At 50.2% G+C, this 16,827-nt stretch carries 13 protein-coding genes; 6 read left to right on the plus strand and 7 right to left on the minus strand.

What is annotated here, in order from left to right; translation table 11 throughout:
- Nucleotides 1-42: 42 nt before the first annotated feature.
- Complete coding sequence (locus HRU77_11155; GenBank protein ID QOJ21194.1) at nt 43-1,365, minus strand: histidine decarboxylase; 1,323 nt, start codon at nt 1,363-1,365, stop codon at nt 43-45.
- Nucleotides 1,366-1,509: 144 nt separating this feature from the next.
- Here HRU77_11155 and greB point away from each other — a divergent pair, with 144 nt between their 5' ends.
- Nucleotides 1,510-2,058, plus strand: a complete 549-nt coding sequence (greB, locus tag HRU77_11160; GenBank protein ID QOJ21195.1) for a transcription elongation factor GreB — start codon at nt 1,510-1,512, stop codon at nt 2,056-2,058.
- Between the two features lie 17 nt (nt 2,059-2,075).
- Here the strand turns inward: greB and HRU77_11165 are convergent, their stop codons facing one another.
- Together HRU77_11165 and HRU77_11170 are read right to left on the minus strand one after the other, a co-directional pair.
- Nucleotides 2,076-5,906, minus strand: a complete 3,831-nt coding sequence (locus tag HRU77_11165; protein QOJ21196.1) for a hypothetical protein — start codon at nt 5,904-5,906, stop codon at nt 2,076-2,078.
- Between the two features lie 19 nt (nt 5,907-5,925).
- Nucleotides 5,926-6,336, minus strand: coding sequence for an SEC-C domain-containing protein (locus tag HRU77_11170; protein ID QOJ21197.1), 411 nt, complete (start codon nt 6,334-6,336; stop codon nt 5,926-5,928).
- A 75-nt stretch (nt 6,337-6,411) separates the two neighbouring features.
- Here HRU77_11170 and dinB point away from each other — a divergent pair, with 75 nt between their 5' ends.
- Together dinB and HRU77_11180 are read left to right on the plus strand one after the other, a co-directional pair.
- Nucleotides 6,412-7,569 (plus strand): DNA polymerase IV, encoded by a 1,158-nt coding sequence (gene dinB, locus HRU77_11175; protein ID QOJ22149.1) that lies wholly within the window; start codon nt 6,412-6,414, stop codon nt 7,567-7,569.
- Nucleotides 7,570-7,740: 171 nt separating this feature from the next.
- The gene (locus HRU77_11180; protein ID QOJ21198.1) at nt 7,741-8,406 is read left to right on the plus strand and encodes a CAAX prenyl protease-related protein; all 666 of its coding nucleotides are present in this window, start codon (nt 7,741-7,743) and stop codon (nt 8,404-8,406) included.
- A gap of 43 nt (nt 8,407-8,449) precedes the next feature.
- Here HRU77_11180 and HRU77_11185 read toward each other — a convergent pair whose 3' ends face one another.
- On the minus strand, nt 8,450-9,322 hold the full coding sequence (locus tag HRU77_11185; protein QOJ21199.1) for a flagellar brake protein: 873 nt from the start codon (nt 9,320-9,322) through the stop codon (nt 8,450-8,452).
- A 568-nt stretch (nt 9,323-9,890) separates the two neighbouring features.
- On the opposite strand from HRU77_11185, the gene HRU77_11190 reads away from it, so the two are divergent.
- Nucleotides 9,891-11,282: a porin gene (locus HRU77_11190; protein ID QOJ21200.1), complete on the plus strand. Its 1,392-nt coding sequence runs from the start codon at nt 9,891-9,893 to the stop codon at nt 11,280-11,282.
- A gap of 64 nt (nt 11,283-11,346) precedes the next feature.
- Here the strand turns inward: HRU77_11190 and rluD are convergent, their stop codons facing one another.
- A complete protein-coding gene (gene rluD, locus HRU77_11195) occupies nt 11,347-12,372 on the minus strand; it encodes a 23S rRNA pseudouridine(1911/1915/1917) synthase RluD (protein ID QOJ21201.1) in 1,026 nt (341 codons plus the stop codon).
- On the opposite strand from rluD, the gene HRU77_11200 reads away from it, so the two are divergent.
- The gene (locus HRU77_11200; GenBank protein ID QOJ21202.1) at nt 12,371-13,192 is read left to right on the plus strand and encodes an outer membrane protein assembly factor BamD; all 822 of its coding nucleotides are present in this window, start codon (nt 12,371-12,373) and stop codon (nt 13,190-13,192) included. The two genes, rluD and HRU77_11200, sit on opposite strands and share 2 nt — an antisense overlap.
- 185 nt (nt 13,193-13,377) lie before the next feature.
- On the opposite strand, the gene HRU77_11205 is transcribed toward HRU77_11200, so the two are convergent.
- On the minus strand, nt 13,378-13,812 hold the full coding sequence (locus HRU77_11205) for a universal stress protein (protein QOJ21203.1): 435 nt from the start codon (nt 13,810-13,812) through the stop codon (nt 13,378-13,380).
- A gap of 114 nt (nt 13,813-13,926) precedes the next feature.
- A complete protein-coding gene (locus tag HRU77_11210) occupies nt 13,927-14,796 on the minus strand; it encodes an alpha/beta hydrolase (protein QOJ21204.1) in 870 nt (289 codons plus the stop codon).
- A 362-nt stretch (nt 14,797-15,158) separates the two neighbouring features.
- On the opposite strand from HRU77_11210, the gene HRU77_11215 reads away from it, so the two are divergent.
- On the plus strand, nt 15,159-16,817 hold the full coding sequence (locus HRU77_11215) for a diguanylate cyclase (GenBank protein QOJ21205.1): 1,659 nt from the start codon (nt 15,159-15,161) through the stop codon (nt 16,815-16,817).
- Nucleotides 16,818-16,827 lie beyond the last annotated feature (10 nt).

A 16,827-nucleotide genomic window follows, 5' to 3' on the forward strand; every position in this document is an offset into this window, starting at 1 on the left:
GGGAAATCTGAAAGCCGCTAATTTGCTCAGCGGCTCCTTAAATTATCCGGTGGTGCGCAGATCGCTCAGGAATTGATCCAGCACATCCTTGCTGGCGTGCGGCATTACCACGATGTGCGCATGTGGCACCAGCTTGCCGTGATCGTCACGCAACCGCATTGTTGCCAGTGAGTAACGGTCGACCACCGATTCATCCGGCGTTCTGAAATAAATAATATTCGAGCGGTCGTTAATGCGCACCGGTTGCAAATGGCTGTAGTGGCTGCGCATTTCTTTCAGCAAATAAGCGGCGTTATCCAGTATCGCTTTTGCATCGGCGGTTTGCTGCGCGAATGCGGTGTCCGAGCTGAAGAAGTAAAACTCGGCCGGTTTCACGGCATCACGCGAGCAAGTGATCGTGCCGGGCACTTGCTTGATATATTCCGGATCGTGAATGCGGCTGAACAGTTCCCGGAATGCTTCAAAATTGCTGCGGGTGGTGATGAACAGCCCCGCAGGCGAAGGAAAGCCGAAAAACTTGTGACAGGAAACGGCGATGGAATCGTAGCGTTGCCGTATTTTTCCGTTGAGCGGATCCGGCGCTTGCTGCATTAATTCGCCGGCAAACGGTGTGTGCGGCAGAAAACCGCCGAACAGTGCGGCATCCAGATGCAAATACGCGGTGCGGTTTTTCAACTTTTCCTGGATCGCATCGACCGGATCGATCGCGCCTTTGAAGGTAGTGCCAATGGTGGCGACGACCAATGCGGGGTGGTTACGATTGGCATTCAGCTGCCGTTCCAGATCGGCAACGTCCATGCCGCCATCGGGCGCCGTACCGACGATAACTGATTCGAGTTGCAGCAGGTCGCGCAGAATCTGGATCGAATAGTGCGCTTCGGCAGTGAAATAGACTTTCGGCAGTACACCGGTGCGGTTCTGCAAAATCGTCCGCCCCATATACAGCCCGTGCATGTTGCTGTCAGTACCGCTGTTGCTGAGAAATCCCCAGATGTTGCCGGGCGAGAAGCCGTAAATCGTGCCGAAGCGATCGATCAATTCGCGCTCGAACGGATGGCTGTTGAATGGGATATGGCTTTGATCGTAGGGATTGCCGACATTGTTGAATGCAAACCGGTTCAAGCCGGCGCGCGCCAGCTCATTGCGCCAATCGAGGAACGCTTCCGGCAATACCGTCATATTGATCGGATAACCGAGTAGTGTGTCTTTTTGCCGCGCGTGCGCTTGCAAACTCTTTAACGCGGACGCTGCGTTTTGCGGCCGTTGTTGTATGCCTGGCGCGCTTGCCAGGGCTTGGGGTGAGCATACAGCCACGAGGGCCGTTGCGCCGGTCATGCTCAGAAATTGGCGCCGGTTCATCATCATGATCATAGCCTCCTGAACAATACACTCCTTAGATACTTGGCTGCCGGTAAGGTTTCTTCCGGTCTTGCCGGCGGTTCGCCTTGAACTGGCGGCGGAACACCGCTATCTTAGTGTTTTTTTCTGTTACCGGTAACGGTTGTTAGTATGAATAAGGCATTTACCAAGGAAAACGAAGACGACGACGAACCCGACGATACGCCGAAATTACCGCAAGGGGTGAAAAACTACATTACTCCGGCAGGGTATCGGCGGCTCAAGGATGAATTCGATCAATTGTGGAAAGTAGAGCGCCCTGAGCTGGTCAAGACCATTACCTGGGCGGCTTCCAATGGCGATCGCTCGGAAAATGGCGATTATATCTACGGCAAGCGCCGTTTGCGTGAAATCGACCGGCGTTTGCGTTTCTTATCGAAGCGGATAGATAACGCCGAAGTAGTCGATCCCGCGCAACGCGGCAACTGCGACCAGGTATTTTTCGGCGCCACCGTGACCGTCTGCAATAGCCAAGGCGAGGAACACACCTACAGCATCGTCGGCATGGACGAAGCCGACCCGGGCCGCGGCCGCATCAGCTGGATTTCTCCTTTGGCCAAGGCGTTGCTCAAAGCACGCGAAGGCGACGTGGTGAAGCTGCATACGCCGGGCGGGCTGGAAGAGCTGGAGGTGGTGGAAATTCGCTACGAAGCTTTGTAGCAGTTAATTGCTATCACTTATTCAAAACTTTCATCTATACGGCGACTACGCTTATATTCTTCGCTAATTTCCTTGTTTAATAAATCAATTTGCTTTTTAGCCCATGAAGCAACCAACGGATCATTATGTGTTTGGAGTTTTTCTGCCAAAACGAGATAAGGCGAAAGATTGTCTGCCAGTGAACCAGACCATGCACCTCTTGGGCGGAATCGGAATGCAAATATATCTAGAATTACCGAACGGTCAGGTGCTGACTCAAGAATTTCCAATGCGATGGGCGACCAAGAAGGGGAATCATGCTCACCATTTTTGGCAAACAAATGTATTTCTTCAGCCAGTCTAGGTAAACGAATCTCAGGGTTTTCTTTCGCCCATGTCATGAGTTTTTCCGGTAATGCTGCATTGACAGGACTTTCATGATCGTAGCTGAAGTAATAAAACAATGATTTTTGCCGGTGGCTATTCGTTTTCTCTATTCCATTTTTATTCAGAAAAGCCTCGATAGCTACTATTGGTTGAAGCCGAAATAGGGTTCGAATCAATTCACTGTATTGCATTGTGTCTGAGCGATAATCGACGAGTGCGCGAGCCAGTTTTGTGCAGATTGTTGTTGCATCCTGAGATGCGGCATCTCCAACCATACAAGCAACGGCAACCTCATTGACGTGATAAGCGTGATTCGAGCTGCCATCTTGAAACTCATTAAGTTTCAGTAATTCTCTTCCTAATAAGGATGTATCACTATCAACAGGTATTTTGTTACTTTGCAAGGAATGTAACCGCATCTTGAAGACATCGATGGCAACCGGATACCCATTAGGTAAGGACGCAATTCCAACTAATATTTCTCGGAAAAATGGAAGCGGAATTGAATCAGAAACCATCCCATACATAAGGTGTGAGTAAGTCAACGTTGGGGCATCGCCCTGTGCAATCGATAAAATGAGTCGTTTGGCTCCGGCCTCGTCAATTGGGTATGAAGATTGAAGGATGGGGAAAACAGGGGAAAGTACCGGATCTTTTAAGGCTTTATCCATAAGCTGGCTTACAACAGCCGGATCACGCGTATTGGCCGCCTCGATAAATCCCCGTAACAAAGAATAATTGCGTTTATTTTCCGGTAAGGTAATCAGGCTGTGATGGAACTGCCGCCATAATAGCTCAATATTTGAAGCTCCTTTTGCTAGCCCATGACCGAATTGCCATATCATATTGTTGTTACTACTCAATAGCTCCGGCAGTAAAGAGGTGAGAACATCTGAGGTCGAAGCAACTTCTTCTCCCAAATCCTCTACAATTTTATTGGCACGTTCCCATGCTTGCTCATGCGAGGTGTCATTGCCAACTGGTTCAGTATCAGCGATGCAAAAATATCCTTGCTTGTTGGATAGAACATAAGCTCGTGTTTTTTGCTCCAAGTCGTCTTTGGGGCGAAGCATAATTTCAAGTGCACGTGTGCGCTGAGCAAATTGTGGAGACATTCTTGTGAGATCAAAGTGAATGATCTCCCGAATTGCAAGCCACCCATCGGGCCAACCTTCTTTTGCGGCAAAATCTTTTGCTAATTCTTCAAGCTCCGTACAAACGCCCGCGTTTACCCATAAACCACGAAAATATTGAGCGAACAATTGCTTGATATCAGGTGTATGCGATGAGTTTGAATTAACATAAGTCATGGCAAGCGCAATTACAGCCCTAAACCAGGTTGAAACTTCAATGCCCGTTTTGGGTTCCCAACCAAAATCGCGATGCCTGCCTCCGAAAGTGAAATCATGGCTTGAAGTAAAATGAAAATTTTTCAACATCTCCGTTAAAGCTGTTAAACCGCAGGCATTCAGTTTTTTATCTTCACTTTCAAGCAGCTGTTGTACGACAGCTAATCTTGCTTCTACTAAAGCATGCGTGCCGGACAAATACAAATGGAATAATTCCTTAAACGAATCCCGAGCAGAATTGTGATTCTGCGACCCGGTTTCATTCGCTACAATTCTCGCTAGCAATAGCGCAGCTCGACTGAAATATTGGGTTTCATAGGCAATCGAACGAATCAAGTTGCACCACTTCCAGCGTTCATAATTAGAAGATGATAAAAATGTTTTTCCCTCATCGCTTGATGCAGCCATCTCAATAGCCTTGAGTGCAGCATTAGGCGCCAGTGGTGCTACGTTGATAAACATATCGATGCCAAGTTCATTCAAGCAGGCTGGGTTTTCTAGTATCCCACCCGAATCTAACCACATTTCTGCAATTTGTTTGGCTTGTTCCGAATTATGCAGATAACCAAGCCGTCGGCTGAATGACTTCAGCAGCCGTTCTCTTCCTGATGGGTAAAAGGTATTGGTAAGTATTTGGAGGTGTATTTTTTCTAACGCTTGGCGTGCTAATCGATTTGCGATTGCGTGTGGCAATAGGGCACGCCATTTACTTCTTTGCTGTATGAGATCACGAGAACGCAATTCTCCAATCTGACGGTACAATTCTTTGGGAGTTACGTTAACCAACTCTGCTAAAACAGATAATTCAGCCGCTACACCTTCAATAGTTTCGCCATCGAATGAATAAACAAGTGAGCATACTTCTGCGGCTTTCATCAAGGCTTCGCTATCGTTTTGGCGCTGAGAGAACAAGCGACGGAATAATTCCGTATCATTCAGTGTAGCTAGGCTGTCGCTGTGTTCAACGGTACGTGCCAGTGACAGAGCGATGCGTGCATTCCCGCCAGAGAATTCAGCGATGCGCGTACGGTCTGTTTGCGATACATTGGGTTTTAAACATTGAAGGATTTCTTCTATAATTTTTTCAGAAGCCGGTTCAAGCCTGAAAACTTGCGTTTCTTCCGGTTCATCATCGGAAACATCATATTCGACGGTAATTAGACTGACTTGATTGCCTGATGTGATAATTGTCTGAGCTAAATCTCTGTGCATCGCCGGATTGCAGTTATCTACAACGACTATGGTTCGTAGCCCATTTGCCGCGCATCGGTGAATCATGTCTCGGGCTGAAGGTGTCGGGGGTTGATCACTTCCCTGGTCAACATAAATGACAACAGATTGATCCAACGCGTCATTTCCAATCTTGGCGTCGAATAATGCTTGAACTAGGCGGGTCTTGCCTGTACCGGACAATCCAACCAAACGAACAATTCCGTGCGTTTTTTCCAAAATTTGCCGTATGGCTTGAATTCCCTGTTCGACAGTAAGCGGTGCTGAGCTATTTGTTTGTTGAGGGGCAATTATCCTGCATTTGTTGTCGAGTAAATATTCAGAATTAGTTGAGTCTCCATACGCCCAATTGCCGTATGGACGCCATCCGGTCAGCGGTTCACCTATTTGTTCGCGTAACCAAAGTGCAACCCCTGGATAATTTTTGATCCATCTGGCTAAACGATCTCGATCATAAAAATCAGTGGTCAGCGATGCACCTTGCGGAAAATCTGAGATTGCATTTTGCATCGCACACCTGCGATTTTTAAGTGCGCTATCAGTTGTTGAGCCTTTTCCACTAACGATTACATAGGCTCCTCTCTTCGATGCCAAATCGTAAATTGAGGAGCGAAGCTTTTTCTTTGGGCACATCTCAAGCCGGATAGCACTTGGTGGCATATCTTCCTGCTTGACCTGAAAACCAGTAATACTCTTCGGGATGAAATCCAAATCTGAAGAACTATTTGGCAGTTCCACACGAACATCAATCCCACCATCTGCTGCATTTTGATGTCCACCGGCAGTAACTGCAGATAAAGGAAGATTGAATCGGCGAAGTTCAGCTTCACATAGCTTAATGACCAAGATGCGGAGATCTTCGTCGCTAAGTTTACTGATGTGATCGCCAGTGATATCAAGCATTCCCAATTATCTAATTTCCTTAACCATTTATGATATCGCCGTCGATATAAAACCACTGCCCATCTTCCCGCACAAACCGGCTGATTTCGTGCAGGCGGTAAGCGCGGCTGTTGATTTTGTAACGTGCGATGAATTCCACGATGGCCTGATCCGCGGCAGCTTGCTCGTGCCGTTTAACCGTCAGCCCCAGCCACTGGTGGGCGGACTCATCGGTTAATTCAAGAGAAGCCGGACGTGTGCCGGGATGCCAGGTGGCCAGCAGATAGTCTTCACGCTTCAGCGTATACGCGGTGTAGCGCGAGCGCATCAGGTTTTCTGCGGTAGGAGCGGTTTCGCCTTGATCCAGATAGCAGCCGCAGCAGTTTTCGTAATGCTGGCTGCTGCCGCACGGGCAGGGCGATGTTTTCAAATGGGTAGTTGGGGTATTCATATACAATGCGGTTTGTTCGCCGTGTAATTTATCATAGTCTGCATGAATACCGCGTTGCCCCTTACAGTGAATTCAGTGAATATGCGGCCGCGCCGCATCGCGCATCTGGACATGGATGCGTTTTACGCGTCCGTCGAGTTGCTGCGTTATCCCGAATTGCGCGGCTTGCCGGTGGTGATCGGCGGACGGGATGAGCATCAGCCGGTGATGCAAGCAGACGGTAAACGGCATTTTTATCGCTTGCGTGATTACGCCGGGCGCGGGGTCATTACCACCGCGACGTATGAAGCGCGCGCACTGGGCGTGCATTCCGCCATGGGGGTGATGAAAGCGGCGCAACTGGCGCCCGATGCGATTCTGTTGCCGGTCGATTTCCCCATTTACCGGCATTATTCGCGTTTGTTCAAAGCCGCTGTCGCCACTATCGCTTCGCACATCGAAGATTCCGGCATCGATGAAATCTACATTGACTTAACCGATTTGCCGGATGAGACGCTGCCGCTGGCGCAACGCATCAAGCAGGCGGTAAAGGATGCCACCGGGCTTTCTTGTTCGATCGGCATTACGCCGAACAAATTACTGGCGAAAATCTGCTCCGATCTGGAGAAACCGGACGGATTGATCATTCTTGGCATGGCCGATATTCCGCAGCGCATTTGGCCGTTGCCGGTACGGAAAATCAACGGCATCGGTCCGAAGGCTGCGAACAAGCTGGCCTCGTTGGGCATCACCACGATTGCCGAATTGGCGCAGGCCGAGCTGGGTTTTCTGCAAACGCATTTCGGGCGCAGTTACTCGGTCTGGCTGTATGAAGTATCGCGCGGTATCGATGCGCGGCCGGTGATTACCAATGCTGAGCCCAAATCGATCAGCCGCGAAACCACGTTTGAGCGCGATCTGCATCCGCGCCGGGACCGGGCAGATTTGTCCGAGGCATTTACCGCGTTGTGCGTGCAAGTGGCCGGTGACTTGAAACGCAAGGGTTATGCCGGGCGTACTATCGGTATCAAGTTGCGTTTTGAGGATTTCCGCACCGTGACACGTGATTTTTCACTTTCCGCGCATACCGCCGATGCGGTTCTGATACGCCGCGCCGCGGGAGAGTGTTTACGCCGGGTGCCGTTACAGAAGAAGATTCGCTTGCTGGGCGTGAAGGTCAGCGCGCTGTGCGCCGAGACTGCATTACCGGCAGCCGAGGCTTCCCGGCAACAGGAATTACCGCTGGTGTTGTAGCGCCATCGTCATACTGTTTACATTCCCATGCGATAAAAGACTGGTAAGCGGTTTTATTTCTCGTTTTGGTTTTTGCTTGCTCTTATACACTGCAAAATCGCACCAATGAATCGAGTAGCTGCTTTGATCATGAATCGCGTCATCACAAAAATTTTAATAAGGAATTGATCAATGGTTGACCGCATGAATTTGTACCGGATTGCGCCCTTCGGCGCGTATGTTTTTTTCATGATACTGGAAGATATGTTATTGAAGTTCGGCTGGGAACCGAGTGAGCTGCGTATGCTCTACGCCGTAAAAATAGCGGTTGTGGCTGGTTTATTGTGGGCGATGCGAAGCGCCTACAGTGAATTGCGCTGGCCCGGCGGCGCGGGCTTGCGTGTCTGTTTTACCGCACTGATAGCCGGTATCGTGGTGTTTATCGCATGGATAAATCTGACGGCGGATTGGATGGTGATGGGTGAGTCCGTAGGCTTCGATCCACGCGAAAACGGTGAAATCGACTGGTTTTTGGTGACCGTGCGGATTATCGGTGCGGCATTGGTGGTGCCGGTGATGGAAGAACTGTTCTGGCGGTCGTTTTTGATGCGCTGGATTGAGAATCCGGATTTCCTGGCTGTTAATCCGGCGCAGGTAGGACTCAAGGCGCTCTGCATTGCAGCAGCGCTGTTTGCGCTTGCGCACAGCTTATGGCTGGCCGGATTTTTTGCCGGTATCGTTTATAGTTTGCTGTACGTGCGCAGCGGAACCTTGTGGCTGCCCATTTTGGCGCATGCGGTCACCAACGGGATACTGGGGGTGTGGATTGTGATGACAGGCAATTGGGGATTCTGGTAGCAGAAAAAAGCCGGTGAGAATTTTTTCTTACCGGCTTTTCGGATCAAATGACGTTTTCGGGATGCTCGACAATTTCTTGGTAAATCAGGTGGCGTAGCGCGAATACTTGATCCGGCTTGATGCCGGCATATTCGACACCGGAGCAGATGATTTTCTGATTTTTCTTGGTGCTTTGCTTGGCGGACCGGATGACGGCTTTGATGGACAACGGTATCTCCCGGTCATGTACGGCGATGACAAAGGATAAGGTGACCACTGAGCCTAGTGTGCCCAAAGGGAGATGAGAAGTGATGCCGGCGCCGCAGATACTGAGGTCGCTGATCGTAATCGGAATCGCTTTTTCGGCCACGGTTGCCTGGAGATTGCATTTAATTCTTCGTGACTTGCGTATGCTTTGGCCTTGTATGTCTTTGGGAAAAGACAAATGCAGGTATTTAAAAGGCGCTTTGATGATTTTGTCGACAAAAGCGGTGAATTTGTAGGCATACTGCCCGGTAATTAAACGGACGTTGAGTTGATCGCCTTCGATAAAAGGTTCGCCGATCAGCTGTTCGGATGCCGGCATAGAAACAATCAAGGTACTGCCTTGCACATAACCGATCATGGAAGTTGCGTACGAATTGCTTTCGCCGGAATTTTTTGAGTAGGTGGCTAAAGTAAGATGCATTTTATGACCCACTTTGAGATGCATATCTTCAAAGCTGATTTTTCCCGGTGAATTCGCCGCGGGTTCAGCTTGTTCCGGATCTTGTTTCTCCATGCGGAAAATTGGCGACTCTTCCAGTTGTTTTAACTCTTCCTCGGTTTTAAAGATGTAACCGCGCTTTTGTATGGGCTGACGCCCTTGATCGAATAAATCCCACGGCAATGGTTGACCAACTATCAAGTCTGTTGTTTGTATGGGTATCAATTCCATAATCGTACACTTAAAGTTATTAGTGAGAGCCCGCTGTAAAGGGCGCTAATCGGTTCTTAGCCGCCGTTGTCAGAGTTGCTTTTAACGGTGCGGTTGTTGCAAAACTTTAACAACAGCGAATCTATTGCGTGATTAAGGGAAGCGCTGATTAATTGACTGCACGAGCGAATCGCTTCGTTGCGCGGTACTCACTCCCTCGTCTATCCGATTGATATGTCTCGGTTGTTGCGTTCCGTGCGCCTTGCCCTTCATCACGTTCGTCGAATTAATCAGCGCTTCCTAAGGTAAAGAGTGTGTAAAAATTATGAGGGCTGTAACAAAAAATTGCAGGAAAAATAGTAAACACAAATATATATTCCCGTTAATACTGCAATAATGGATATAGTATCGATGGCGAAGCTGTCCGGCATGATTTTCCACGTTGTGTTTTTTTGATAAGTCAAATATCCCGGCGGTTTTGCGTTGACCCTTGAAGCGATTCAGTGTTAGAGTTCAATCCATATGCAGATTATGGTTTTTATATTCTGTTATTTGTATCTTTTTTATAGCTTTTTAGGGAGGAGGGAGGATGATATATAAAACGATCTACAAAAACCAAATGACTCATGCCGTGGCGGGTGGGTTGCTGCTCGGCCTGAGTTCATTTGGTGTTGAAGCGAATACGAACAGTGTGATGGGCAATATCGGAAGCAGCGGTAATGCTTTTATGAATGCCATAACAAACAGCGGTATCAGATTCGGCGGCTGGGTGCATGGCGGAGCGACATTCAATCCTTATCAAACGGATGGTTTCAACGGTCCAGTGACATTTGCCGATCAAGCCAACAGAGTGCAAATGAATCAATTGAATTTCTTTCTGGAACGTCCGGTCAGGACGGAGGGAAGAGATTGGGACATCGGTTTTCGCGCCGATTTTATGTTTGGAACGGACGCGATCTTTACCCAAGCCTACGGCAATCCACCATTCGATGTAAACAATGGCCGGCCATTAGCCGACCGGGGTAACTGGGATCTGGGAATATGCTGTAGCTCCTTGCGTACTTACGGCATTGCAATTCCTCAAGCCTATGCGGAAGTTTATGTGCCTGTCGGTAACGGATTGAATATCAAAGTAGGGCACTTTTATACGCCTATCGGATATGAATCGGTGCCGGCGCCAAACAACTTTTTTTACACGCATGCTTATACCATGCAATACGGCGAGCCCTTCACCCACACGGGTGTGCTGAGCAACTATACCATTAATAAAAATTTCACCGCCATGGCGGGTGCGATCGGCGGCAGCGGGACGGGCGGCTGGGACGGTAACTTCGACAAGCAAATGGAAAACTGGGGCGGAATCGGTGGCGTAACCTGGACCAGCGATGATCGCAAAACTTCTTTCAACGTCAGCGGCACCGGTAGTACAACTTCTACGCGCAACAGCAGCTTTTGGGGGATGTACAGTATCGTTTTGAAACATATGCTAACGGACAAGACACATTTGGTTGTGCAGCATGATCATGGTTTTGCCGATAACGTGCTGCTGGCTAACCTCAAGTACGGCGGTGTAGTTAAAGATGCGCAGTGGTACGGCGTAAATATGCACCTCTATTACGACTTGACCCCGGAATTATCGATCGGTGCACGTGGCGAATGGTTCCGCGACCGCGACGGTTTTCGTGTTTTTGCTCCGGGACGGGTGGGTTTGGCAACGAATTACCTCGGCAACAGTTACGCATTAGGTGGTGCGACTCAGCTGGCTACCAGCACACCGGCTGATTATTATGCCGTAACCGTCGGTGCGAATTGGAAAGCGGCCAAGACACTGAATCTTCAATGGAAGGGTTTAAAAAATTTGAATATCCGCCCCAATTTCCGCTATGACAGAGTGGATTCGCTGCATACGGCGACGTACAGACCATTTGGCGGGAATAAGGACCAGTTTTTATTTTCACTGGATGCCATCTTGCCTTTTTGAGCTATGGAAATATGATGCATAAGTTTATTGGTACGACAAAAAATGCGCTTGCGGGCGCATTTTTTTATTCTACGTCATCCGCTTTGTTGTGATGCCGCAATACCTGCAACAAATGATTCATGTCATCTGGAATAACGCTTTCCCATTGCACGTGTTCTCCATTGAGCGGGTGCGTCAGCGCAAGCCGCACAGCATGCAGTGCCTGCCTGGGGAAACCGGTTAATAGTTGTCCCATTTCCGCATTGGTGTTGCGTGGGGTGCCGCCATAAACCGGATCGCCTGCCAGCGGATGTCCGATAGCATGCATATGCACCCGGATTTGATGCGTGCGACCTGTTTCGAGACTGCACTGCAGCAACGTGCAACCGGCAAAGTTTTCGATCACCCGGTAGTGCGTGCATGCCGGTTTTCCTTTGGTTGTGACCGCCATTTTTGTGCGGTGAACCGGGTGGCGGCCTATAGGAGCATCGACGCTGCCGGCTTGTGTAACGTCCCCCAGCACCAACGCCAGATAGTCGCGCTTCACCGTGCGTTGCTGCAATTGGCGCACGAGACTGGTTTGCGCCTCAAGCGTTTTGGCCACGACCAATAATCCGCTGGTGTCTTTGTCCAAACGATGAACGATACCGGCGCGCGGCACTTTTTCCAATTGCGGCGCATGATGCAGCAAGGCATTCAGCAGGGTGCCCTGCCAGTTGCCGTTGCCCGGGTGGGTGACCAGGCCGGCGGGCTTGTTGATGACGATGAGCGTTTCATCTTCATAATGGATCGGCAGGCTGATCGCTTCGGCAGCGTGCCTGGATTCCGCGGGATTGTTTTGCGGCAAGATCCGGACCTGTTCGTTTCCCCACACTTTCTGTTTGACGCTGGTTTTGTGACCGTCCAGCTTGACCCGATCTTCGTTGATCCAAGTTTGCAGCCGGTTACGCGACCAACCGGGCAGTAGCTTCGCCAGAGCTTGGTCCAGACGCTGCCCGGCATAGCCGGAAGGAATTGTCAGTTCAATGACATCCGGCGCCGATTCATGGCATGCCGGCGGCTTTGCGCTATAATCCCCGGGTGTATCTTTGTTTTTAACGGAATTCATCATGTTGCGTATTTTAGCTTTTATTCTGCTGTTAACGTTATCCGCCTGTAAATTGTTGCCGGAAGGTTTTTTGTCGGAGCGCACGGAAGATCAGCAGGATTGGTCGGCCAATAAGTTTTATTCGGAAGCGAAGGATAAGCTGAATGAAGGCAATTATTCCGCAGCGATCAAATTGTATGAATCGCTGGAAGCGCGTTATCCCTATGGCCGGATAGCGCAGCAAGCGCAGCTTGAAATTGCCTATGCGCATTACAAAAATGATGAACCGGCTTCGGCAATCGCGGCGGCGGAACGGTTCGCCAAATTACATCCCAATCACCCGAACGTGGATTATGCCTATTACATCAAGGCACTGGCGGGTTTTAACGATAATTGGGGCATGATGGGCGCGTTGATGCGCGGGCCGCTGAAGCAGGATATGAGCGAACGTGATTCCAAAGCATCGTATGAATCGTTCGAAAATTTCAAGGAACTGGTGTCGCGTTTCCCGGATAGCAAGTATACCCCTGACGCCCGGCAGCGCATGGCCTATCTGCTGAACTCCATCGCCATGAGTGAGATTCATGTGGCGCGTTACTATATGAAGCGCAAAGCGTATATCGCCGCAGCCAACCGGGCGCAAAACGTGGTGAAGGAATATCCCCGCACACCGGCTACCGAAGAGGCTTTGTATATTATGATCAGAGCCTATGACGCGCTGCAAATGCATGACTTGCGCGATGATGCGGAGCGTGTGATGCGGCTGAATTTTCAGAACAGCTACTATCTTGCCGAATTGCCCGAAGTGGGCGGGAAAAAATGGTGGGAGTTCTGGAAAAACTGATGTTCAGGGAAGCGCTGATTAATTCGACGAACGCGATGAAGTGCGAGGCGCGCGGAGCGCAACAACCGAGACATATCAATCAGACAGGCGAGGGAATGAGTACCGCGCAACGAAGCGATTCGCTCATGCAGTCAATTAATCAGTGCTTCCTTAGCAATCCTGAGTGAGTGTTTTTCCAGACGATCTCACAAGTGAACGGCGAGCACATCGCATTGCGCGTGGTATAAAATTTCCTTGGCTGTCGAGCCCATCAATACGGCAAGCCCGTGGCGGCCGTGAGAGCCGACAACGATCAGGTCGATATGTTCTTGTTCAGCCAGCCGGATGATTTCCTGTTGCGGCTCACCCCAGATCAACCAGCGCTTCGTCGGCGCGATACTCAATTGATCGCCGATTTGCATCAATTTGTTTTTCTCCGCTTGCAGCAGCTCGTCCGGTGAATCTTCGTCGAGCGCAATCACCGTGCCGTAAGGTGTGTCCGGCATCGGAATGTTGTCCAATACGTGAACGATGTGAAGCTGGGCATTGAACAGTTGTGCCAGTGATTGCGCTTTTTGCCCGACGTAATGACCCTGATCGGAAAAGTCGACCGCGAGCAGAATATTTTGGTAGTGCGTCATGTTGAGTTCTTTGTTGTTGAATGGGGATGAGAACGGAAAAGCGCATTTTAAAACAGGTCGGCACTTTATCATATCCGTGCTGTTGTGAGCGGACGTGATTGGCTGTGCTGCTCATCAATCGTCACCGCGGCGCAGATAAACCGCTAGAAAATCACTGACACGCTGCTCGTATTCCCGTCCGGCGTAGCTGTGCATATTGAAGTGCCACGCGCCGGGGACGATCCACAGTTCTTTGGGAAATCTCGCCGCGGCATACAGGCGTTCGGTTTCCGCTTGCGTGGTGTGCGCATCATGCGTGCCGGAAATAAACAACACGGGCGAGTTCAAATCATTGATGCGCGTAACCGGACTCAACTGCTCTGGCGCAGTATCCAGATAAAAGGATAATTGCCACAGCACGAGCGGTAGCAGGATCGATCCGTACTCGCCAAAATGCAGTTTTAATCGATTATTAACCGCTTCTTCAATCGTGGGATGCAGTGACTCCAGAATGACGGCGTCCAGTTTCAGATTCTGTTTGGCGAGCACAATCGCAGCGGCACCCAGGGAGGCGCCGATAGCGCCGATTCGCTCGGCTGGGAAAATTCTTCGCAGATAGGCGACCGATGCCTCGGCATTTTCCGCTTCGCGCAAGCCGAATGTGATGTGATCTCCGGCAGTTTCGCCGTGCGCTTGCAGATCGATAAATAAAACACTGTACCCCTGATCTTTCAGGAAGCGTGCCCGGCTCAGCATTTCCAGCCGGTTGCTGCGCATCGAATGCAGCAGCAGCACCGCGCCGCCGCCCGGTTTGCCGCGAACCAGCCAGCCCTGTACGGTGGATCCGTTCGCTGCGGGAATTTCCACCGATTCAACCGGAAAATCCGCAGACAGAGTGCCGACCGCGGTGGGTGCCGGCGCGGTCAGGAGAGGGCCGATGGCGAATAGTGCAAGTATGATTGCGGCAATAGCAGCCAGAAACGGAAGCAGTGTTTTGTGTTGCATAAATGCTAAATCGCGCTGATTGTTTTCGATGGAACCGGCAGAAGCGATAACGAATTCATTTAATTTATGATAAACAAGCTAATATAGCGATAATTCTCAAATTTTACTTTCAGATCACTGCATGATGATAATGAAAGTTAAAAGTAAATTAATTTAGTGACCGGTTTTTCGGTATTAAATTGCGAGATTGAATTTTCATTTTTTGAATACACTGATGCAGATATAGGAAAAGTGGTAAAGAAACCTCAGCTTGCTGGCAATGGCAGCCTTGCTTTTACTGCCGCAGAGCAACGGACGTTACCGCAGAACCCATTAATCTTGTGCATTAAACTGCAATGAGTGGATAGGACGGGTACATTATCATGATTACTAAAGAGCACAAAGAATTTCAAGACAGAATGCGCTCGCTGTTAGCGGCATTTGCGCAAGAATTACCGCAGCGCATCGGTGAAATTGAATCGCTATGGAGCAGGCTGCGGGCTGAATGGGACACAAAAGCTTTGCAAGAAATGCATCGTTCCGTGCATCATTTAGTGAGCAATGGCAAGACTTTCGGCTATCCGGAACTCAGTGCCGAAGCGCGCGTATTGGAGCAAACGCTGAAACACATGCTGATGGAAACGATTGCGGCGGATGATGTGCTGGCAAACCGTATTTTGCAGCAGATCGATGCCTTGAAACGCGTTTCAAATGAACAGGCATCTACGCTGGCAAATGCGTCACTTGCTCATGACGAAAGCACATTTTTGCCGGATGCACCGGCGTCCAATCTGATCTTTGTCGTGGAAGCCGATACCGAAGCCGCGCAGGAGCTTGCGCTGCAACTGCGCTATTACGGTTATGAAGTGGAAGTATTCAATCATTTGGATAAATTCCGTGCCGCGATCCAGCATAGGCCGCATGCCATTATCCTCATGGATGTCGAGTTTCCTGAAGATGAAATGGGCGGTATCCTGGTTATGGAGCGGATTCAGAAAGAACTGGCCCGCCCGGCCCGGGTGATTTTTATCTCGACGCACGACGACATGGCATACCGGCTGGGTGCGGTGCGCGCCGGCGGGGTGGCGTATTTCACCAAACCGATCAACTCCAGCGAACTGATCGATCAGCTGGATTTGATTACCGCGTCGCAAATTCAGGATCCGTTCCGGGTGCTGATCGTGGATGATAGCCCCACGATATTGTCGTACCATGCCACGATTCTGGAACAGGCCGGCATGCTGGTTAAAGCCGTGGCGGAGCCGTTGAAGCTGCTGGGAGCATTGAATGATTTCAATCCCGATCTGATTCTGATGGATTTGTATATGCCGGGTTGCAACGGCGTTGAATTGGCGCGAGTGATCCGGCAGATCGACGGTTTTCTGAGCACGCCGATCGTTTATCTGTCTTCCGAGAACGATTTCAACACACAAGCGGAAGCCATGAGTTTGTGCGGCGACGATTTTCTGGTCAAGCCGATAGACGCCGTCCATTTGGTTTCGGCGGTGACGATGCGCGCCACGCGCGCGCGCTTTTTGCGTTCGTTGATGATCCATGACGGCTTGACCGGTCTGCTCAATCACACCGCCATCAAAGAGGAACTGGCGCGCGAGGTTATCCGCTCGAGCCGGTTGAATTCGCCGCTCTCGCTGGCGATGGTGGATATCGATTTCTTCAAGAAAGTCAACGATACCTACGGGCATGCCGCAGGCGATCGCGTGCTCAAGAGCTTGGCGCGGTTGTTGAAGCAGCGGTTGCGTGAAACGGATATCGTCGGACGTTACGGCGGGGAAGAATTCGCAGTGATCATGAACGATACCGATGCGGCGTCGGCGGCCAAAGTGATCGACGAGATCCGCACGGTTTTCTCGCGTTTGCTGCATCTGAGCCACGATGAAGAGTTTTCGGTCAATTTCAGTTGCGGGATTGCCGATCTCGCGCACTTTTCCGATGCCGTGAGCTTGAGCGAAGCGGCGGACAAAGCGCTTTATCAGGCGAAACAGCGCGGCCGCAACAAGGTGGTTGTGAATTCCGGGGACTAAGTCGGCGTCT

Source organism: Gammaproteobacteria bacterium, from assembly GCA_015709615.1.
In the GTDB taxonomy this organism is placed as follows: Bacteria; Pseudomonadota; Gammaproteobacteria; order Burkholderiales; family Nitrosomonadaceae; genus Nitrosomonas.

Excerpts from the sequence above, each read along its gene's own strand:
- HRU77_11155 (QOJ21194.1), bottom strand. The coding sequence starts at position 1,365 with ATGATGATGAACCGGCGCCAATTTCTGAGCATGACCGGCGCAACGGCC.
- greB (QOJ21195.1), top strand. The coding sequence starts at position 1,510 with ATGAATAAGGCATTTACCAAGGAAAACGAAGACGACGACGAACCCGAC.
- HRU77_11165 (QOJ21196.1), bottom strand. The coding sequence starts at position 5,906 with ATGCTTGATATCACTGGCGATCACATCAGTAAACTTAGCGACGAAGAT.
- HRU77_11170 (QOJ21197.1), bottom strand. The coding sequence starts at position 6,336 with ATGAATACCCCAACTACCCATTTGAAAACATCGCCCTGCCCGTGCGGC.
- HRU77_11180 (QOJ21198.1), top strand. The coding sequence starts at position 7,741 with ATGGTTGACCGCATGAATTTGTACCGGATTGCGCCCTTCGGCGCGTAT.
- HRU77_11185 (QOJ21199.1), bottom strand. The coding sequence starts at position 9,322 with ATGGAATTGATACCCATACAAACAACAGACTTGATAGTTGGTCAACCA.
- HRU77_11190 (QOJ21200.1), top strand. The coding sequence starts at position 9,891 with ATGATATATAAAACGATCTACAAAAACCAAATGACTCATGCCGTGGCG.
- HRU77_11200 (QOJ21202.1), top strand. The coding sequence starts at position 12,371 with ATGTTGCGTATTTTAGCTTTTATTCTGCTGTTAACGTTATCCGCCTGT.
- rluD (QOJ21201.1), bottom strand. The coding sequence starts at position 12,372 with ATGATGAATTCCGTTAAAAACAAAGATACACCCGGGGATTATAGCGCA.
- HRU77_11205 (QOJ21203.1), bottom strand. The coding sequence starts at position 13,812 with ATGACGCACTACCAAAATATTCTGCTCGCGGTCGACTTTTCCGATCAG.
- HRU77_11210 (QOJ21204.1), bottom strand. The coding sequence starts at position 14,796 with ATGCAACACAAAACACTGCTTCCGTTTCTGGCTGCTATTGCCGCAATC.
- HRU77_11215 (QOJ21205.1), top strand. The coding sequence starts at position 15,159 with ATGATTACTAAAGAGCACAAAGAATTTCAAGACAGAATGCGCTCGCTG.